This is a genomic window from Pseudomonas sp. S5D5 (genome assembly GCF_003013355.1).
GTDB lineage: Bacteria > Pseudomonadota > Gammaproteobacteria > Pseudomonadales > Pseudomonadaceae > Aquipseudomonas > Aquipseudomonas aylmerensis.
Genome location: NZ_PTEO01000001.1, coordinates 2,465,000 through 2,483,430, shown reverse-complemented (window position 1 = coordinate 2,483,430; position 18,431 = coordinate 2,465,000). Strand labels below are relative to the sequence as shown.

Below are 18,431 nucleotides of genomic sequence, written 5' to 3'. Positions count from 1 at the left end.
GCTATACCCCATGAGCGACTTCAACACCCTCGAACTGATCACCGACAGCCGTGGATTTGCCACGCTGTGGCTCAGTCGTGAAGCCAAGAACAACGCGTTCAATGCCGAGATGATCCGCGAGCTGATCATCGCCCTCGACCAGGTCCAGGCAGATGCGTCCCTGCGTTTCCTGGTCCTGCGCGGGCGCGGCAAGCACTTCAGCGCCGGCGCCGACCTGGCCTGGATGCAGCAGTCGGCCGAGCTGGATTATCACACCAACCTGGACGACGCCCGCGAGCTGGCGGAATTGATGTACAACCTGGCCAAGCTGAAAATCCCGACCCTGGCAGTCGTGCAAGGCGCGGCCTATGGCGGCGCGCTGGGGTTGATCAGTTGCTGCGACATGGCCATCGGCGCCGACGACGCGCAGTTCTGCCTGTCCGAAGTGCGCATCGGCCTGGCACCGGCAGTGATCAGCCCGTTTGTGGTCCAGGCCATTGGCGAGCGTGCTGCGCGCCGCTATGCCCTGACTGCCGAACGTTTTGGCGGCCAGCGCGCGCGGGAAATCGGCCTGTTGGCGGAAAGCTATCCCCTCGGCGAACTCGACGGGCAAGTGGAACAGTGGATCGCCAACCTGCTGCAGAACAGCCCGGCGGCGATGCGCGCCAGCAAGGACCTGCTGCGCGAGGTCGGCAACGGTGCACTGACCCCGGCCCTGCGCCGCTATTGCGAAAATGCCATTGCGCGTATCCGTGTCAGCGCCGAAGGCCAGGAAGGCTTGCGTGCCTTCCTGCAAAAACGTCAGCCAGGCTGGCAGGCACAGGAGCCGCGTTCATGAGCACATTGACCACCGTGCTGGTGGCCAACCGTGGCGAAATTGCCTGCCGGGTGATGCGCACTGCCAAGGCCATGGGCCTGACCACCGTCGCCGTGCACAGCGCCATCGACCGCGATGCGCGGCACAGCCGCGAAGCCGATATACGTGTCGACCTGGGTGGCAGCAAGGCCACCGAGAGCTACCTGCAGATCGACAAACTGATCGCCGCCGCCCAGGCCAGCGGCGCCCAGGCGATCCATCCGGGCTACGGCTTCCTGTCGGAAAATGCCGGCTTTGCCCGTGCGATCGAAGCCGCTGGCTTGATATTCCTCGGCCCGCCCGCCTCGGCCATCGACGCCATGGGCAGCAAGTCGGCGGCCAAGGCCCTGATGGAAACAGCCGGCGTGCCGTTGGTGCCCGGTTATCACGGCGAAGCCCAGGACCTCGACACCTTTCGCGCCGCCTGCGAACGCATTGGCTATCCCGTGCTGCTCAAGGCTACCGCCGGCGGTGGCGGCAAGGGCATGAAGGTGGTCGAGGACGTCAGCCAATTGGCCGAAGCCCTGGCGTCTGCCCAGCGTGAGGCGCTGTCGTCGTTCGGCAACGCGCAAATGCTGGTAGAGAAATACCTGCTCAAGCCGCGCCATGTGGAAATCCAGGTGTTTGCCGACCAGCATGGGCATTGCCTGTACCTCAATGAACGCGATTGCTCGATCCAGCGGCGCCACCAGAAAGTCGTCGAAGAAGCGCCGGCACCCGGCCTGAGCGTTGAACAACGCCGGGCGATGGGTGAGGCGGCGGTGCGCGCGGCCCAGGCCATCGGCTATGTCGGCGCGGGCACCGTGGAGTTCTTGCTGGATGCGCGTGGCGACTTCTTCTTCATGGAGATGAACACGCGGCTGCAGGTGGAGCATCCGGTCACGGAAGCGATTACCGGCCTGGACCTGGTGGCCTGGCAGATTCGTGTCGCCCAGGGCGAGGCGCTGCCGATCACGCAGGAACAAGTGCCGCTGATCGGCCATGCGATTGAAGTGCGCCTGTATGCCGAGGACCCGGTGAATGATTTCCTGCCCGCCACCGGGCACCTGGCGCTGTACCGCGAATCGGCCCCTGGCCCGGGCCGCCGAGTGGACAGCGGCGTCGAACAGGGCGACAACGTCTCGCCGTTCTATGACCCGATGCTCGGCAAGTTGATTGCCTGGGGCGAGAACCGTGAACAGGCGCGGCTGCGCCTGTCGAGCATGCTCGATGAGTTTGCCGTCGGCGGGCTGAAGACCAACCTGAGCTTCCTGCGGCGCATTATCGGCCATCCGGCATTTGCCGCCGCCGAGCTGGATACCGGGTTCATTGCGCGCTATCAGGAGGAGTTGCTGCCGGTGCCCGGCGCCTTGAGCGACGCGTTCTGGCAGGCTGCAGGTGCGGCCGTCATGCACAGCTTGCCGGCGGCTGACGGGCCTTGGGCGGACAACCGTGGCCTGCGCCTCGGCTTGCCGGCCGAGGTGTCGCTGCACTTGAGCTGCAATGGGCAGGATCGGCTGGTCACGCTGGCGGCAGATGCCGCGCAGTTGCACGGCGAGCAGTTGCTGACCGAGCACCAGGGCGTGCGTCGCGCGCATCTCGCAGTTCGCAGCGGAGACACTGTGTTCCTGCGCTGGGACGGTGAGGTGCACGGCGTGAGCCTGTTCGATCCGATTGCTGCGGTCGACGCCAACCAGTCGCATCAGGGCGGCCTGACGGCGCCGATGAATGGCAGCATCGTGCGGGTGCTGGTGGATGTTGGCCAAACGGTGGAGGCCGGCACGCAGTTGGTGGTGCTGGAAGCCATGAAGATGGAGCACAGCATCCGTGCGCCCCAGGCCGGGGTGGTCAAGGCGCTGTTCTGCCAGGAAGGCGAAATGGTTGCCGAGGGCGCGGCGTTGGTGGAACTCGACGCGGCGGGCTAGAACTTCGCCGTGGCCTGCACGACGACGCCCAGGATGCGACACGCGTCGGTGAGCAACTGTTTCGGGTAGGTGGGGTTGAGCGGCACCAGGTACCGCTGGCCGCTCTCCTCGAGCAGTTGGCGGAAGGTCGCCTGGGGATGGCCGGCCCATTGGGCAACCACCAGTTTGCCCGGTTCGGCCGCCAACGCCGGGTCGACCAGGATCATTGACCCGGCGCCGATGCTGAGACCGCTGGGCGCGGTCATTGCGTCGCCGCTGACCGGCAGCCAGAAGGCCTCGCCACGGGCGTGGTAATCGGTCAGCTCGAAGCGGGCGGCGCCATAGGCCGGGCGCTCTTCGCGCAGTTCGCACAGGCCTTTCCAGTCGCTGACCGGGTAGCGGAAATACGGGTTGTAGCGGGGCGGCGCAGCTCGGTCCCCGGCGGTCTTTTCGCGGATCTGCAGCACCACTTCCAGGTACCCCAGCCCCAGCTCTTCGAGCACCCGGTTCATGTCCGCCAGGCTCGGTACCCGGCGCTTGTTGAGCCAATGCCCGATCCCGCCCTGGGACATGCCCAAGCGCTCGGCGAGTTCGACCTGCGTGACCTTGCGGTCTTCCATGTTGGCCTTGACCAACGCTATCCAGTTATCCATGGCGCCAGACGATACGTCACGGATTTTCCAGGGCAATAAACAGTTTGTAGTAATCCATAAAACGACATGAATACGATACGTACTATCATCGAACTCAAGGTTTTAGACACTCACCCCAGAGCACCGCCCTTATGACGACGAGCCCGTATCTCCTGCCTGACCCTTGCGAAAATGCCGACTTGCACGACCTGCGCAGCAGCGGCGCAGCACAGCGCGCATTGGACTTTTACTTGAAAGAAAATATGTCGACGCCAACCCCGGACGGGACGTTCTTCGCCATCAAGCCGGGCATCAGCCAGGAGGAGGCCCTGGTGCACGCCTCGGACCTGTTGCGCAGTGCCGCGGCCACCGCCTACGAATCAGCGAGCAGCCATCAGGGCAACCAACGCGACCTGGCCTTTTCAGTGGTGTATTTGATTGATATGGCGAAGGCGATGGTGGAGCGATCACTGCAAGCGCCTGACGCTCAGGCGAGCGCATAAGCGGCGCGAAGGAAAAATATTTCTATCACACGGATAAAAACATTTGACTTGCAAATGATAATGATTATTATTGGACCCAGCTGATCGCGAGATCAGTCGATAGACCAAGGGACCTTAGGTCGGACTCTTGGAATATCTCCTCATCAGGCTAATCACGGTTTTTGACCCGGCTCTTTGGCCGGGTCTTTTTTTTGCCAGTTTTCCTGGCATGGCTTCAGGCTAATGAAGACTGTGTGTTGCTCGATGGCGCGCATGGTAGCAAAAGACCATCGTCAAAAGAAAGCCGTGCGAGCGCTCTAGCCCAGTTCTCTGCGAAATAGCGCTTGAGAATCAATCTCATAGATTCTAAGCTGCGGCGGCGTCAGGGACGACGCCCCCCCTCCTCCGCAACAATTTTGCGTCCAGTCTTTACCAGACTCGTGTGTAAGATAGCCGCCACAACACTCATACTCAGGCAACCAGACTATGACCGTGGCCTTGACCTCCATCAAGATCAGCACCGACTTCGACAGTGGCAATATCCAGGTGCTCGACGCCAGCGATGCCTACCAGTTGCTGTTGGCGATCAACCCGGATACGCGCAGCCAACATTTCCAGTGGTTCCACTTCAAGGCCGAAGGCATGCACGTGGGCCACACCCACACGTTCCGCCTGAGCAACGCCGGCAAGTCGTCCTACCACCATGCGTGGAGCGGCTACAACGCGGTGGCCTCCTACGACCATATCAACTGGTTCCGTGTGCCCACACGCTTTGACGGCGAGATCCTGCACATCAGCCTCGAGACGCGCGAGAAGCACGCCTGGATTGCCTACTTCGAGCCCTACAGCCGTGAACGCCATGACGGGCTGATCGCCCAGGCCCTGAGCCGTGCGGGCACCCAATTGCTGGCCACCGGCAAAAGTGTCGAAGGTCGTGATATCCCCTTGCTGCGTCGCGGCAAGGGCGGCGAAGGCCGACGCAAGGTCTGGATCATTGCCCAGCAGCACCCTGGTGAGCACATGGCCGAATGGTTTATGGAAGGCATCATCGAACGCCTGCAGCAGGACGGGGACGCCGAGCTGAAAAAACTGCTGGCGGTGGCCGACCTGTACCTGGTGCCCAACATGAACCCGGACGGCGCCTTCCACGGCCACCTGCGCACCAACGCCATGGGCCAGGACCTCAATCGGGCCTGGCAGAGCGCCAGCCAGGAACTCAGCCCGGAAGTGCTGTTCGTGCAGCAGCAGATGGAAAAATACGGCGTCGACCTGTTCCTGGATATCCACGGCGACGAAGAAATCCCCTATGTGTTTACCGCCGGTTGCGAAGGCAACCCCGGCTACACCCCGCGCATCGAAGCCCTGGAAAAACACTTCCGCAGCCACTTGAGCGCCCTGACCCGCGACTTCCAGACCGTTCACGGCTACACCCGCGACCTGCCGGGCGAGGCCAACATGACCCTGGCCTGTAACGCGGTCGGCGAGAAATACGACTGCCTGTCACTGACCCTGGAAATGCCCTTCAAGGACAACGACGACGCCCCCAACCCGCACACCGGCTGGTCGGGCAAACGTTCGATACAGTTGGGTAAGGATGTGTTGAGCACCGTGGCCGATATCGTCGGCACCCTGCGCTAACCCGCGCAGGAGCCAGGCTTGCCGGCGGTCGCGTGGTTCAGCACGCATCGCCGGCAAGCCACGGCATCAGTCCCGGGTGCCGGTCATGCTTTGCAGCACACCGTCACGCCGAATCAGCCCATGGAACAACGCTGCCGCCAGGTGCAACAGCACCGTCAGGAACAGCAGATAAGCCAGAAACCCGTGGGCCTTGCGCAACAGCGCAAACAGCGGCGCGTTCGCGCCGACCAGTGCCGGCAATTGCACCTCGCTGCCGAGCATCACCGGATCGCCCGCCGCCGAAATCATCGCCCAGCCCAGCAGCGGCAACACCAGCATCAACGCATACAACACCACGTGAGAGGCTTTGGCCGCCAGCACCTGCCACAGCGGCAAGTCGGCGGGCAATGGCGGTTGACGCGTGGAAAAGCGCACCACCAGCCGCACGATCACCAATGCCAGGATCGCGATACCCAGCGGCTTGTGCAGGTGAATCAGCCACTCATGCCGCTCTGAAACCGAGGCCACCATCCCCGCGCCGATAAACAGCATGGCGATCACCATCAGCGCCATCAGCCAGTGCAGCAGGCGCGTCAGGGGCGCGAAAAACCGTGGTTGGGCATTCATGGCTTCGACTCCTGAGGGGCACTGTGCAGCGGGCTGACTTCACCGGCGCGGCGCAGGTACGAGCTGGCGTACGCCGCCGACCGGGCGGCCAGTAATGGGTCGTTGGAGGCTTCGATACCGCTGGGCAACACCAACGGATCAAAGTTGATGTCACGGCAATCGCCGTCCGCCTGCGCCTGGCTGCTCTGCAACACCAGGGTGCCGGCATTCAGCACGGTATGTTCGCCGGTCCAGGTTTTGCTGGCATCGTCCAGCGGGTCGCCGGGGTTGGCCAGCGTCATGTTCAACTGCCAGCGCAACGGCCCGGCAGCCAGGCGTTGCACCAAGTCTTTCTCGAGGAAATCGTTACCTGCCGGCGCGCTATCCCCCGGCGCATCCTGGCTCTGCGGCACCACGCCCCAACGCACCGCCTGGCGCTTGCCCTGCGCGCTCACCAGATAAAACGCATTGATGCCGTTGTAGGTTTCGGTGGCATAGCTGGCCGAAGGCTTGGCCGTCTTGACCCACGCCAGGAACGCCGCCGTCTCCGGATGCGCGGCGAAAAACGCCGGCATGTTCGCCGGGTTCGGCTTGCCGGTGGCCGGGTCGGGCGCGCCCGCCTTGAGCATCTGGTAGAACGCCTCGGGCGTGCCCACCGGGAACACCGGCATGCTGTTCATCCCGGTGCGCCATTGCTGGCCGTTGGCCTGGCTGAACTGCACGGCGAAACTGCGGATCGGCACGCTGCTGTCCGGCGCATACGGGTTGCCGCTGGGCAAGGCGAAGCGGCCGACCACCGGGGTCTTGTCCGCGTTGAACACCTGGGCGCTGGAATAGGCACGGGCCTCGGCGCTGCTTTCGAAGTAGCCCGCCACGCAGATGCCCTTGGCGTGGTTACGCCGGAATCCGGGGTGCACGCCGTTGTTGGTTTCGAGAGCATTGACCAGGGTTTTCGGCCGCAGGCGTTGTGGGTCGAGGGTGCCATTGACGTAGGCAAATGCCCCGACCATAACCGCCACCACGCCACCAATACACGCCAGCCTGAGAACCAGGCTGGCGCGGCTGAGTGGCGGTTTCGGCGGTGATGAGTGATCTACCATGAAAAGCTCCAGGGCACATGGCCGCAGGGGAAAAGTGCTATGAGACGAATCCCATGTAGGTTTATTCCCTGTTCACTGTAGTTTTTTTCAAAGCAGATGCACTGCCGGGGTATCGCGCGTGGATTCAGGAATCCCAGATCGCGCCATAGGCTGGGATGCCCCTGGCTTCCAGCGCCTGCACCACGCGACGGGTCAGGTGCTGGTTGGCGATGCAAATCACCGCCTCCACGTCATAGGTGTGCACCACGGCGCAGGCCAGTTGCACAAGGTCCGGTTGACCGCGCGCATCGGTGTCCCAGATCAACGCGTCGGGCTCGGCCCGCAGGATTTCGTCGATCAGTGCATCACCGTAGGTCTGTCGCGGGCTGCGTGCCGACCAGAGCAACCGCACAGGCACGTTGCCCGCCAGCAAATGCGGGAGCACCGGGCCGATGCCGCTGCCGGTGGCGACGTACAGCACCGATTTGAACAGCGTCTCGACATTCGCCACGCCGGCCGTGGTGATTCCCTTGACCCACACATGTGACGGCAAGTGCTCGATGAACCGGCCCGTCCAATCCCCCGCCCGCGAAATGATCAGCCGAAACCCGAGCTCGCCCGGCGCAGGAATATTGGCGAACGAATGCCATTCCAACAGCGGGTTCAGGCTGATGCTGGTGGAGGAGCCGGTAAACGGCGTGGTGTGGATGAAGCGCACAATGGCCACATGCCGGGATGGCCGCAAACTGTCGACCGGTACTCTGCGCAGGCGCAGCCATGGCAGGGCAATGCTCAGGCTGAGTAGCCCCAGCATCCAGAACGTGCCACTGGCCTGCTGTTCGGTAGAGGCCTGCCACGCCAGTCCCCAGAACAGCAGCAATACACTCCAGCCGGCAAAGCGGTGCACACGTTCGAAGCCATTGTGGAAGCGCCCTCGCACCCACGGCAGCGCCATGGCGACCATCACTAGCAGCAAGGTCATCAGCACAGCGCTCAGCCACAGCCAGACGGCCGACACGCTGCCCGGCTCGCGCAGCTGCTGCAAGACCTGCACCCCGAACAAGGCAGCGAACCAGCCCGTCGCCGCCACCGCGGCGCCACTGTGCAGCCCACCCACGTGGTAAACCTTCGCCACACGCCGACGCAACCACAGCGGCCAGCGGGTCGGCACCCGCGTCACGCACCAGAACAGCGCATTGATCACGTACTGCTGACGGATCAGCGTGGCCAGCGAGAGGTTGATCAAGACCATGCTCGACAGCGTGTCCACGCCCATGGCCTGCACGCCAGGCCCTAGCCAGACAACAAGGGCATTGGCGAGCATCACCAGGGCAAACAGGCGGTGGTAATAGGAAAACAATGGCTGCGCGGCGAGCCTTCGCCATAACCGCGCCTTGGGCGTTACAACGGCCTGGGTCAGGGCATCAAGCATCGCCGGTCTCCTTCACGGCCTGGCGTTGACGCGCCCATTGCAGCAGCAGCGCCTTATCCACCTTGCCGCGGCTCGTCAGCGGCAACTGATCCAGCGCGTAGATTCGCGACGGCACGCAGTAATAGGCCAGGCGCTGCTCGCAGTGCCGGCGGCAGGCATCGATATCGACGCTGGCCGGTGACACGAACGCCACCAGGTGGCGGTCATCGAGTTTCAGCGTGACCGCCCGCGTGCAACCTGCGCCGGCTTCCAGCGTGGCGGACACCGCGTCCAGCTCCACGCGAAACCCACGCACCTTGACCTGGTCATCCACCCGCCCGAGGTGTTCGAGCTGCCCGTCGCGGGTCCAGCGGCCAAGGTCGCGGGTGCGGAACATCAGCGCGCCGGCACCGATAAAAGGGTCCGGCCGATAGCGCTGCGCGGTCAGCTCGGGATTGCCCAGGTAGCCTGCTGTCACACCGGCACCGCCGGCCCACATTTCACCGATCTCGCCCAGTGCACAGGCCTGCCCCTGAGCGTCAAGGACATACACCGTGTTATTGGGCGTGGGCTGGCCAATGGTCACCAACGTGCCGGGCACATGCCGGTGCAGCGTATTGACGATGGTGGTTTCGGTGGGTCCACAGCCGTTGTAGAAGTCGCAGTGGCCCGCCCAGTGGTCGGCCAGGCTTTGCGGACAAGGCTCGCCTGCCACCGCAACCACCTTCAGGAGAGGGCACTGCCGAGGCTCGAGGGTGGCCAATATCGACGGCGTTGCGATCAGCACGTCACACTGCGCCGCCGTTGGTGCGATGTGCTTGCCGCGAATCATCAGCGTCGCGCCATGGGCCAGGCAGCCGAGGATTTCCCAGGCAGCCATGTCAAAGCCGATATTGAGGATCTGCCCCACCGTGCGCCCCGGCGCCATGCCCATCCGCCCAGGCTCGGTGAGCAGAATGTTGCACAGATTGCGATGGCTGACACGGACGCCGTTGGGGCGCCCGGTGGTGCCCGAGGTAAACAGCACAAAACACAGGTCGGCAGGGTCGACGACAGCGCACACCGGCTGATTGTCCTGGGCGATCCAGGGGACTTCGGCCAGGAACTCATCGAGGCACAGGCACTGCGACGCGTGCGTCTCGGGCAGGCGCTCCAGCAGTGGCGACAGGGTCAGGATCAGCCGGCTGGACAACGCTTCAAGGACCATCGCCAATTGCATCGGCGGCACGATCCTGGCGTCTTGCGGCACATACGCCGCGCCGACCTTCATCACCGCCAGCAACCCTACCAGCATCGGGATCGAGCGCTCGACGAACAGCGCCACCGTGTCACCGCGTTTCACCCCCTGCTCGATCAAACGCATGGCCAACCGATTGGCCTGCCGGTCAAGTTGCGCGTAGCTGATGCGCTGCCCCTGGCACACGGCGGCCGTGGCGTCGGGCGCCAGCGCCGCCTGCCTTTCGATAGCGTGGTGCACACAGCCATGTCCCGGTGGGGCCGACGGGCCGCGCGCCCAGCGTTCAAACAGGTCCTGCTGTGCGACGGGCCAGTGCACAAGCGCCTGTCGGCAAAATTGCGATTTATCCTGTGGTGAAAACGTCATGGACACACCCTCTGCGGTTAACTGCCGACTGAGTGCCGACAGATACAAGGGTGGAGAGAGGGCAGTGCCCGCGATTACAGGCCTACGAACAATACCGAAACGTATAAACCACATAGCGCAAGATTCTTTCGCACGCGGATGGAATAACCTACAGCGGCCGGCGTCTACCTCAGCACAACCGGCTAGACTCCCATTCCCATGCATGCACTCGACGAACAGTTACGTGAACTCATCCCCAGGTTGCGGCGTTTTGCCGTGTCCCTGACCCGTAACGCCAGCAGCGCCGACGACCTGGTGCAGTCGACCCTGGAACGGGCGATCACCCGCTGGGCCGACAAGCGCCTCGAAGGCGACGTGCGGGCGTGGCTGTTTTCGATCCTCTATCGGCAGTTTCTCGATGCGCATCGGCGCACCCGGCGTTACGCCCGCATGCTGGAGTTCTTTACCGGTCGGGATGATGCGCAGCCGTCGGTGGAGCGCACGGTCATTGCCCAGTCGACCCTGCAAGCCTTCGATCAACTCAACACCGAACAGCGCGCCCTGCTGTTGTGGGTGTCGGTGGAGGGCTTGAGCTACAAGGAGGTCGCCGAGATTCTCGACGTGCCAGTCGGCACGGTGATGTCGCGCCTGTCCCGCGCGCGCCAGGCCCTGCGCCAACTCAGTGATGGTGAAATAGCCAGCCCTTCCCTGCGGAGACTCAAATGATCAGCCTGCCCCCCAGCGAACGCGATTTGCACGCCTACGTCGATCACCAGCTCTTGGAGAGCGATCGCCGTGTCCTTGAAACCTGGCTGGCGGCACACCCCGACGTCGCGGCCCAGGTCCACGCCTGGCAACAGGATGCGCAATTGCTGCGCGCGTCCCTCGGCGGGGCCCTGCAACAGCCGGCCAACCCTGACCTGGACCCCGCGCTGATCCGCCAGCGCATCCAGCAGCGCTCGCGCCGCCATTGGGCCACAGCGGCGGTGCTGCTGGTGGCCGTCAGCCTCGGCGGGGTCGGCGGCTGGCAGGCGCGCGAAGCCACCCAGCCGCCGCTGCTGCCGATGGCCGATGCGATGCAGGCGTTCCGTCTGTTTGCCCAGGACGGCATCATGCCCGCCGACTATAACGTCCAGGACGGCGGCAACATGCAGGCCTGGCTGGACCGCTACTTCAACCAGGCCCACCGCCTGCCCGACTTGAGCGCCGCAGGCTTCACCCCCGTCAGCGGGCGCTTGCTTACCACCGAGCAAGGCGCGGCGGCCATGGTGCTGTACCAGGACGCGCAAGGCCGGCGTATCAGTTTTTATATTCGCCCACCGGGTCCGGAAAACGGTTTCTTGCCGCGTGGCAGCCGCAGCGCGGATGGGCTGCAGGCGCAGTACTGGTCCGGCGCCGGCTATAACTACGCAGTGGTCAGCCCGACGGACCAGCCCGCGCCGCCGATGCTGAAGTTCTAGAAACCGACGTCGAGGATCACGTTATCCGTATAGGTGCCGGCCGGGGGTGTGGTCTGGTCGGTGTAGATCCTGGCGTTGTAGTTGAAGACCTGGGCACCGTTGCTGCCCATGCCATTGCCGGGGTTGACCTCGGCGCTGGTACTCGCGCGGCGCGCGGCGCCGACACTGCCCCACACGGTGGTGCCGGCACTCTGGAAGATGTCGTAGGACAGGTAGTTGGCCCCCGAAACCATCCGCCGCCGTCCGGCATTGGCGTTCTGGCCCGGGTCGAGCCCCACCGTGTAGGCACTGCCCTTGGTGCAGGAAATGTTGATGGTCTGGTTGACCGTGCCGAAGGCACTCACCACCGGCGCGCCGCCGAAGCTGATATTCGGCGCGGTGATCGTGCAGTCGTTGGTGACGGTCATGTTCACCGTCAAGGTGGTCGTCCCCGAATTGGTATCGCGCCCGAGGCAGATGCCCAGCGCGCCAATGCCAGAGCAGTAGCTCCAATCCCAGAAGATGCTCAGGGTTTCGGTATAGATCCCCGCCGCAACGTTACTGCCGGTAATCGTCCCCAGGTACAGCGGCACCGTCTTGGGCGTAGAGCCCCCCAACAAGCCGAGCAGGTCAATGATGCCGTTGCGCGCGAAGTCATACTGGACACCGCGGGTGATCAGATACGCAGCACCGGTGTTGTTGGTCGCGTACAGGTTGTAGCCGATCACATCACCGGTGGGGCCGACCATACCGGCCGTTGAGGACGTGATGGTGGCGTAGAAGTGGTCATTGGTGGTGAGCAGCGACAACAGCGAACCGGTACAGCGCAACCCGCCGTTGGTGGTCGAAGTAGATTGCGTGGTGGTGCGCACCAGGATCGAACTCACCGGGCCGAACCCGGCCGCATTGGTCGCCACCACCGAACACAATGCCTGAACCTGGGACGCCAAACCGCTCAACACCAACCCCGCTACCACACCCCGCACTTTCACCCGACACCTCCTGTGTCTATCGACAAACCAATGGCCCGATCATCGGCACCTGCTCGCTGGATTCCGGCAGGGCAAACTGCACCTGACAACTGGCGCCGCCGCCCAGGGTCACGCGCAGGGTGTTCTGCGCCGCCAACCGGTCGAGGTACACCAGGCCATCCCAGCCCACCACTGCCGCCGCGCCGCTCTGCTCATGCAGCACAGTCGCGCCCAGCGGCAACGGCGTATTGTGTTCATCCACCAGTTCAATGCTGGCGGCGTTGATCCGGGTCAGCGGAAACTCCAGCAGATAGCCGCTGCCGCGGCGCACCGCCACCCGTTGTTCCACCGATGGGCTCAGCACATTGGCCGGCAAGTTCAGCGGGTCGATTTCATATTTGCCGCGGTAATAACCGCTGCTCCACGGCACCAGCAGGCGGCCGCTCTGGTCGGTTTCGCCGACCAGTTGGTTTTCATAACGCACCGGGACCTTGGCGTAGCCGTCGGTACTCACCACCACAAAGGCATCGTTGATCCGGTTGGCCGCAAACACATGCTTGTCCATCCACACCAGCGAGCCGCTGGCGTCGGCCCAGCGAGTTTCGGCGTCGCTGCTGCCGTAGACGCCGGCCTGCAATTGCACCGACTGCAGGCGCCAGGTCAGATCGGCCTGGCGGTAATCCGGGCCCTGGCCATGTGCGTAGCCGAGGTTGTACCCCACGCCGCCGGGGCCCGGCACCGCACGACTGAAATTGACCCGCTGGCGATTCTCGCCGGAGGTGCTGCGCTCCATGCTCATGCTCAGGCTGCCATCGAGGTCGAACGGGATCACGACTTGGGCCTGCACCGCCCAGTTGCTGTCGCCGATCTCGCGGTTGGCCGACAGGTAAAAGCTGCTGTTGCCCCACAGCGGGCGGTTCCAGCTCAGGTTGAGCAAGCGCGTGCGCGAATCATCGGCGGCGCGGATATCAAAATAACCGGCGCCCAGGCTGCCCCAGCTGTCGAGGTTGAGGCTGGCAGTGACCTGCTCGCTGCGCTTGCTCAAACTGATGTAGGGCGAGTCGATCACGGTGAGGTCGGCATACTGCGCATGCCGTTCCAGCCGTTGGTACGAGAGGCTGTAGCGCTGGCTGCTGTATTGATAGCCGAGGCTGACTTGCTGGCCCTCGCGCCCGTCGAAACGGCTCTGGCTGACCGCACTGTTGAGCACGCCAAACGAGCCGAGCCGCACGTTGCCGCCAACGCCGCCCAGGGTCAGGTCATTGGACGCTTCGGCGTGGCTTTCCAGGGTGAACACATCGCTGACGCCATACCGCAGGCTGCCGGAGGTGACACCCTGGCCATAGCGAAAATCCTGCTGCGCGTAGTCGCGGCGCAGGGTACCGGCAGCCACCGAGAAGTCAGACAGGCCCTTTTGCAGCAGGCTGCTGGTGACATAGAACGGTACCGTGGTGGACACCTGCCGGCCAAGGGCATCGGTGGTCACCACCACCGCCTCGCCCGCACCGTTGATGAACGGGATATTGGTCAGGGTGTAGGGCCCCGGCTGCACGTTGTCGCTGGACGACTTGAAGCCATTGATAAACAGGTCCACCGAAGACGGCACCGCCGCCTCGCCGGCGAACTGCGGCAAGGGGTAGGTCACCAGGTCCGGGCGCACGCCGAAATCGCGCGACAGCTGCACACCGCCCAGGCGTACCGAATTGCTCCACGGCAAAGCGCCGCTGACCAGGTCGCCGGCCTCGTAGGTCAACAGGCTTTCATCGTCCGAATAGCGCCAGGTGGTGTCATAACGCAGGTAGCCGTTGTCCAGCCCATTGCCGGTGTTCGCGCCGAAACTGCGGCGGTATTGCCCGGTGTTGGAGACGGTGCCCCAGGTGTCGAACACCCGCACTTCGTTCCAGGCAGCGAGGTAGGTGCCGGCCTCATCGGTGTCGTTCAGGTACAGGTCATAGTTGAGCATCGCGCCGAAGCTGGTCATCGCCTCGGTGCGCGGGTACGCCTTGCGGTTGCCGAGGAACTGCGCCGGCAGCCAGTCCGGCGGCACGCTCAAGAGCAGGCGCTGGCCCTGGCTGTCGTATTCGCTGTGCAGCCCCGGCAACTGGTCCAGGGCCACTTCGGCGGACACCGAGGCGGGCAGTTTCATGCCGATCGCCTGCAGGTCAGCGGCGGGCATGTACAGCTGCCCCGCCCGTTGCTCGACCACGATGACCTTGCCGGTGTCCATCTGGTTGACCAGCAATTGCAGGTACAGCTGGGCATCGGGCATGGCCTCCAGGCTGGTGGGCGGTGGCGGCAGCTCACCGGCATCGACCCGCGGGATAAACACCAGACAGCAACACCCCATGGCGATCCATCGCACTGTTTGGATACAACGAGCCGACACTCAGCTCACTCCCTGTCTTTTACGGGCCGGGCTTGACGCTCTGTACCGTCGGCGCACCGTTGACTTTAAGCAGTAACTCCTGGCCACTGGCCAAGGGTTCCGGCACTGGCCAGCGCATGGTTGCGCCCGGCAACACGTAGCCCATCAGGCCCTCGGTCACCGGCCGGTTCTGGCCACCTTGCTTCACGGCCACATCCGTCAGCCGTGCATGTACCGCGCCCCGGTTGCGGATCTCGATATAGGAGCGTCCGCCCTCGGCCACTTTGCGCCAGGTCAGGTCCGGCACGCCGGCGCCCTTGGGGTCGCGCTGGCGCGTCAGGTCTTCCTTGCTCCACAGCCCCGCGCCGTAGGCGAACAGCGGCACCGAGTAACGCATCTGGAACTGGATCGACGCGGCCGTCTTGCCATCCTCGGCGCCCGGCTGCCGGGGCGCGGGGATCTCATCGATGATGATGCGATACGCCAACTCCTGGCCCGGTGGCACGTCCTTGGTACGGGTCAGGCGCACCAGTTGCTTCTGTCCCGGTTCGATACGGGCCACCGGCGGGCTGCCGATCACATCACGCTGGTTCTGGTACTGATCATCGAAGCCGTTCTGGCGCCAGGCAAACACGCGGACCTGCAGGTTGGCGGTTTCAGTACCACGGTTTTCCAACCACAGTGCACTGGCCTGTTGGTCAGCCTCCAGCACCGGGTCGATGGGCCAGATCAGCACCGAGCTGGCAGCCTGTACCTGGCTTGCGCCCAGCAGGGCCATGGCCAGCAGCCCTTGACGCAGGGACGTGGGTAAACATATAGGCAAGCTCTGCTCCTTAGATTGAAAAACGCTTCAATTCACATGTCCCTAGAAGGTCAGCTGGACCTGCACCACATCGCTGTAGGTCCCCGCCGGCTGATTCCCCGGCAGCACCACCCGGCCGTAGATCGGCAGCGTGATGTTGTTCGCATTGCTGTAGGCCACATTCACGCTCTGGCTGATCCCCAGCGCCTGGCTGAACCCCGCATCGCGGTAGAGCTGATAGGCCACCTGCGCCGTGCCGCTGTTGAGCTTGAGGTGCCGGCCGCTGCTGTTGTTCTGCCCACCGTCCACGCTCATGGCCAGGGTCACGCCGGGCGTGCATTGCAACTGCACGCTGCTGGCCAGCGCAGTCGACACCGTGCTGGTGGACAACGCCGAATAGCTGCCGTACGTGAGGTTGCCGTAATTGCTGCCACCGCCTACCACCAGGCAGCCGGCAATGATGCTGGCGCTGACCTGGAAACTCGTACCGGTGACCGCCGCCAGTGGCAGCGGCACGCTGCACGCACAGGCCAGCAGCACAGCGGCGCATCCATGCCGGGCCATCGCACTCAGAAGCTCAATTGCACGGCAATGGTGTCGGTGTAGGTGCCCGCCGGCAGCCCGGCTTTACCCACCGCCTTGCCCCACAGGTTGATGGTCTGCGCTGCGCCCGTGCTGGCCGCCAGGTTGATCACGCCATTGGCCGCCAGGAGATTGTTGAAGCCCGAGTCGGTGTAGAGATCGTAGGGCACGAAGTTGGCCACGCCGTCATACAGTGCGCGGGTGCCGCCGGTGGACTGGCCGTCGTGCAGGCCGCCCTGGATGGTCACCGTGGGCGTGGTGCCGGACGAACATTGGATCGACACCGCGCCGCCGCCGGCTGCCACCAGTTGTGTGCCGGTCTGCGTGAACAGGCTGGTGGTGGTGCCGAAGTTCAGGCTACCGAAGTTCAGGTTGGTGGTACCCGCACCGCCGTTGACCAGGCAACTGCTGGTCAGGATCAGGCTGGAGCTGATCTGCCCGGTCACGGTGGTGGCGGCCTGCGCACCGGCGGCCAGGGCCAGGCCCAGAACAGGTACAGCGAGACGCAAAGCGAGTGATTGCATGGTGCTTTTCCTCTGTTGAATTACCAATCCAGCGTGACCGTCAGGGTGTCGCGGTAGGTGCCGGCGGGAAGTGCGCTGGTATTCGCCACCACCGCGCCATAGACCGGGATGGGTCCCAGGCTGCCGGCGCTGACGGCGAAATTGCGTTGCTGGCCAATGCGATAGATGTCCGTCCCGGCGGCATCGGCCGTGAGTCGATAGGGAATGGTCTGGCGGCCATTGCTCAGGCGCCGGGTGGTGCCATCACCGTTGACGCCACCGTCGATGGTCACGGTAAAGCCGCGCACCGAGGCATTGCAGGTGACTTGCAGCGCCCCGCCATTGCCCTCGACATTGGCGTTGAGCGGGCGGGTCCAGGTCGGGCCCTGATTGCCGAAATCGAGTTGGCCCAGGTTGGCAGGCAGGTCCTGGGCACCGGCGCTCACCTGGCAGGCCGGCAGGATCACCAGCCGCGCCTGGATGCTGCCGGTGACGACCGCCTCGGCATCCCCCGCAACCAACAACAGGGGGCTGAGCAACAGCGCGGTACAGGTGAAGTGCTTCATATCGATCCCACTTCCATCAGGATAAAACCAGTTGGCCGCCCAACCTTGGGCGACATTCCTTTACCTGCCGAGTCCACCCGGCAGTCACTGCACAAAAATGCTTACCAGGTCACCGTGACCTTCACCACGTCGCTGTAGCGACTCACTGCTGGGATTTGAGCCAGGGGTTCGATGCGCGCATACAGCGGCAACTCCACCGAGCCACTGTCGGGCACCGTGCCGCTCACTGTCTCATTGACTGGCAATGCCACGCGTCGGGCGGCATCGCGGTAAAGACGATAGGGAATCGGCGAGGCATGCCGCTCGCCGGCCAGGTAGCGCACCTCGCCGATGCCACCATGCAGGCCGCCGTCGATACGCACTTGATAAGGGGTGTCGGGGTTGCATTCCAGGCGTGGCTGGCGCGTGCTGGTCAGCGCAGCGCTCAAGGGGCCGGCGGGGTTGTCGAGACGGGCGGTGCTGCCGAAATCGAGCACACCGAGCTGCTCGATCCCCGCGTCACGCGTCAGACCGACCAACTGGCAGCCACGCATCACATTGACGCGCACCTCCACCTGCAATTGTGTGGCCAACGCTTGCGCGCTGCACAGCGTGCCTACGATGGCCAAAACCATAGATCCATTCACGGCCTCAATCCTTTTGAGGAATGGCGTACCAGGATCAGGTTAGCAGTGGAGGGCAAAGCTGCCAGTCGCGTCAGAAATACGACTGTCAAAAATGTTGTACGTTTGTTACCAGTTCAGCGTCACCAGGGTGCGCGGGCTGCCATCTTCCTGGGGGGCCTGCTCAGTGCTGACGGTAAATTCGGTGGGGCTGTCGGAGGCAGTGCTACAGCGCACGAGCGGGCGGCTCGCAGCGCTGCCCGGGCTGACTTCACAGCCGGCAGTGATCACCAACTGCGCGCTGATCTGCCCGCTGCTGACCACCGCCTGCGCAGGGCTCGCCCACAGGCAGCAGGCGCCCACGACCAGCAAGAGGCGATGGATGACGAACATGAATGACCTTGAGGAAACCGCGAGGTAGGAAACGCCGCCAAGGATATCCGAGATGGCTATGTGCCTGCATCGATTTCGGCG

The 18,431-nt window shown here is 64.0% G+C and carries 19 protein-coding genes; 6 read left to right on the top strand and 13 right to left on the bottom strand.

Annotated elements, in window-relative coordinates; all coding sequences use genetic code 11:
• Positions 1-10 precede the first annotated feature (10 nt).
• On the top strand, positions 11-817 hold the full coding sequence (locus C9990_RS11665) for a gamma-carboxygeranoyl-CoA hydratase (protein ID WP_065901076.1): 807 nt from the start codon (positions 11-13) through the stop codon (positions 815-817).
• Positions 814-2,739, top strand: coding sequence for an acetyl/propionyl/methylcrotonyl-CoA carboxylase subunit alpha (locus tag C9990_RS11660; protein WP_106803377.1), 1,926 nt, complete (start codon positions 814-816; stop codon positions 2,737-2,739). The genes C9990_RS11665 and C9990_RS11660 overlap by 4 nt, the downstream gene beginning before the upstream one ends.
• Here C9990_RS11660 and C9990_RS11655 read toward each other — a convergent pair.
• On the bottom strand, positions 2,736-3,371 hold the full coding sequence (locus C9990_RS11655) for a LexA family transcriptional regulator (protein WP_106803376.1): 636 nt from the start codon (positions 3,369-3,371) through the stop codon (positions 2,736-2,738). The two genes, C9990_RS11660 and C9990_RS11655, sit on opposite strands and share 4 nt — an antisense overlap.
• Before the next feature lie 131 nt (positions 3,372-3,502).
• On the opposite strand from C9990_RS11655, the gene C9990_RS11650 reads away from it, so the two are divergent.
• Positions 3,503-3,853 carry a DUF6124 family protein gene (locus C9990_RS11650; RefSeq protein WP_065901086.1) on the top strand — a complete coding sequence of 117 codons (351 nt, stop codon included), beginning with the start codon at positions 3,503-3,505 and terminating at the stop codon, positions 3,851-3,853.
• 465 nt (positions 3,854-4,318) lie between these two features.
• Positions 4,319-5,470, top strand: coding sequence for a M14-type cytosolic carboxypeptidase (locus C9990_RS11645; protein WP_106803375.1), 1,152 nt, complete (start codon positions 4,319-4,321; stop codon positions 5,468-5,470).
• Between the two features lie 66 nt (positions 5,471-5,536).
• On the opposite strand, the gene C9990_RS11640 is transcribed toward C9990_RS11645, so the two are convergent.
• From C9990_RS11640 to C9990_RS11625, 4 genes are all read right to left on the bottom strand, one after another.
• Positions 5,537-6,076 carry a cytochrome b gene (locus C9990_RS11640; protein ID WP_106803374.1) on the bottom strand — a complete coding sequence of 180 codons (540 nt, stop codon included), beginning with the start codon at positions 6,074-6,076 and terminating at the stop codon, positions 5,537-5,539.
• Entirely contained in the window at positions 6,073-7,155 is a 1,083-nt protein-coding gene (locus C9990_RS11635) for a catalase family peroxidase (RefSeq protein WP_106803373.1), read from the bottom strand. Before C9990_RS11635 ends, C9990_RS11640 begins: the two co-directional genes overlap by 4 nt.
• Before the next feature lie 124 nt (positions 7,156-7,279).
• Complete coding sequence (locus C9990_RS11630) at positions 7,280-8,566, bottom strand: hypothetical protein (RefSeq protein ID WP_106803372.1); 1,287 nt, start codon at positions 8,564-8,566, stop codon at positions 7,280-7,282.
• Positions 8,559-10,148 carry an amino acid adenylation domain-containing protein gene (locus C9990_RS11625; protein ID WP_106803371.1) on the bottom strand — a complete coding sequence of 530 codons (1,590 nt, stop codon included), beginning with the start codon at positions 10,146-10,148 and terminating at the stop codon, positions 8,559-8,561. The genes C9990_RS11630 and C9990_RS11625 overlap by 8 nt, the downstream gene beginning before the upstream one ends.
• Before the next feature lie 198 nt (positions 10,149-10,346).
• On the opposite strand from C9990_RS11625, the gene C9990_RS11620 reads away from it, so the two are divergent.
• Both C9990_RS11620 and C9990_RS11615 read left to right on the top strand, forming a co-directional pair.
• Positions 10,347-10,853 carry an RNA polymerase sigma factor gene (locus C9990_RS11620; RefSeq protein WP_106803370.1) on the top strand — a complete coding sequence of 169 codons (507 nt, stop codon included), beginning with the start codon at positions 10,347-10,349 and terminating at the stop codon, positions 10,851-10,853.
• Positions 10,850-11,587 (top strand): anti-sigma factor, encoded by a 738-nt coding sequence (locus tag C9990_RS11615; RefSeq protein WP_106803369.1) that lies wholly within the window; start codon positions 10,850-10,852, stop codon positions 11,585-11,587. The genes C9990_RS11620 and C9990_RS11615 overlap by 4 nt, the downstream gene beginning before the upstream one ends.
• Here the strand turns inward: C9990_RS11615 and C9990_RS11610 are convergent.
• The 8 genes from C9990_RS11610 to C9990_RS11575 all read right to left on the bottom strand — a co-directional run bounded on the left by C9990_RS11610 (position 11,584) and on the right by C9990_RS11575 (position 18,350).
• Entirely contained in the window at positions 11,584-12,558 is a 975-nt protein-coding gene (locus C9990_RS11610; RefSeq protein ID WP_106803368.1) for a spore coat U domain-containing protein, read from the bottom strand. The two genes, C9990_RS11615 and C9990_RS11610, sit on opposite strands and share 4 nt — an antisense overlap.
• 16 nt (positions 12,559-12,574) lie before the next feature.
• Entirely contained in the window at positions 12,575-14,884 is a 2,310-nt protein-coding gene (locus C9990_RS11605; RefSeq protein ID WP_106803367.1) for a fimbria/pilus outer membrane usher protein, read from the bottom strand.
• A gap of 58 nt (positions 14,885-14,942) precedes the next feature.
• Entirely contained in the window at positions 14,943-15,680 is a 738-nt protein-coding gene (locus C9990_RS11600) for a molecular chaperone (protein ID WP_106803366.1), read from the bottom strand.
• A gap of 87 nt (positions 15,681-15,767) precedes the next feature.
• Positions 15,768-16,268 (bottom strand): spore coat U domain-containing protein, encoded by a 501-nt coding sequence (locus C9990_RS11595; RefSeq protein WP_106803365.1) that lies wholly within the window; start codon positions 16,266-16,268, stop codon positions 15,768-15,770.
• A gap of 5 nt (positions 16,269-16,273) precedes the next feature.
• Complete coding sequence (locus tag C9990_RS11590) at positions 16,274-16,810, bottom strand: spore coat protein U domain-containing protein (protein ID WP_065901120.1); 537 nt, start codon at positions 16,808-16,810, stop codon at positions 16,274-16,276.
• Between the two features lie 20 nt (positions 16,811-16,830).
• Positions 16,831-17,355 carry a spore coat U domain-containing protein gene (locus C9990_RS11585; RefSeq protein ID WP_065901122.1) on the bottom strand — a complete coding sequence of 175 codons (525 nt, stop codon included), beginning with the start codon at positions 17,353-17,355 and terminating at the stop codon, positions 16,831-16,833.
• Positions 17,356-17,456: 101 nt separating this feature from the next.
• Positions 17,457-17,981, bottom strand: coding sequence for a spore coat U domain-containing protein (locus C9990_RS11580; protein ID WP_065901124.1), 525 nt, complete (start codon positions 17,979-17,981; stop codon positions 17,457-17,459).
• A 105-nt stretch (positions 17,982-18,086) separates the two neighbouring features.
• Positions 18,087-18,350 (bottom strand): hypothetical protein, encoded by a 264-nt coding sequence (locus C9990_RS11575; protein ID WP_106803363.1) that lies wholly within the window; start codon positions 18,348-18,350, stop codon positions 18,087-18,089.
• Positions 18,351-18,431: the final 81 nt, after the last annotated feature.

Coding starts and splice junctions, on each gene's coding strand:
- C9990_RS11665 (WP_065901076.1), top strand. CDS start 11: ATGAGCGACTTCAACACCCTCGAACTGATCACCGACAGCCGTGGATTT.
- C9990_RS11660 (WP_106803377.1), top strand. CDS start 814: ATGAGCACATTGACCACCGTGCTGGTGGCCAACCGTGGCGAAATTGCC.
- C9990_RS11655 (WP_106803376.1), bottom strand. CDS start 3,371: ATGGATAACTGGATAGCGTTGGTCAAGGCCAACATGGAAGACCGCAAG.
- C9990_RS11650 (WP_065901086.1), top strand. CDS start 3,503: ATGACGACGAGCCCGTATCTCCTGCCTGACCCTTGCGAAAATGCCGAC.
- C9990_RS11645 (WP_106803375.1), top strand. CDS start 4,319: ATGACCGTGGCCTTGACCTCCATCAAGATCAGCACCGACTTCGACAGT.
- C9990_RS11640 (WP_106803374.1), bottom strand. CDS start 6,076: ATGAATGCCCAACCACGGTTTTTCGCGCCCCTGACGCGCCTGCTGCAC.
- C9990_RS11635 (WP_106803373.1), bottom strand. CDS start 7,155: ATGGTAGATCACTCATCACCGCCGAAACCGCCACTCAGCCGCGCCAGC.
- C9990_RS11630 (WP_106803372.1), bottom strand. CDS start 8,566: ATGCTTGATGCCCTGACCCAGGCCGTTGTAACGCCCAAGGCGCGGTTA.
- C9990_RS11625 (WP_106803371.1), bottom strand. CDS start 10,148: ATGACGTTTTCACCACAGGATAAATCGCAATTTTGCCGACAGGCGCTT.
- C9990_RS11620 (WP_106803370.1), top strand. CDS start 10,347: ATGCATGCACTCGACGAACAGTTACGTGAACTCATCCCCAGGTTGCGG.
- C9990_RS11615 (WP_106803369.1), top strand. CDS start 10,850: ATGATCAGCCTGCCCCCCAGCGAACGCGATTTGCACGCCTACGTCGAT.
- C9990_RS11605 (WP_106803367.1), bottom strand. CDS start 14,884: ATGGGGTGTTGCTGTCTGGTGTTTATCCCGCGGGTCGATGCCGGTGAG.
- C9990_RS11600 (WP_106803366.1), bottom strand. CDS start 15,680: ATGGCCCTGCTGGGCGCAAGCCAGGTACAGGCTGCCAGCTCGGTGCTG.
- C9990_RS11595 (WP_106803365.1), bottom strand. CDS start 16,268: ATGGCCCGGCATGGATGCGCCGCTGTGCTGCTGGCCTGTGCGTGCAGC.
- C9990_RS11590 (WP_065901120.1), bottom strand. CDS start 16,810: ATGCAATCACTCGCTTTGCGTCTCGCTGTACCTGTTCTGGGCCTGGCC.
- C9990_RS11585 (WP_065901122.1), bottom strand. CDS start 17,355: ATGAAGCACTTCACCTGTACCGCGCTGTTGCTCAGCCCCCTGTTGTTG.
- C9990_RS11575 (WP_106803363.1), bottom strand. CDS start 18,350: ATGTTCGTCATCCATCGCCTCTTGCTGGTCGTGGGCGCCTGCTGCCTG.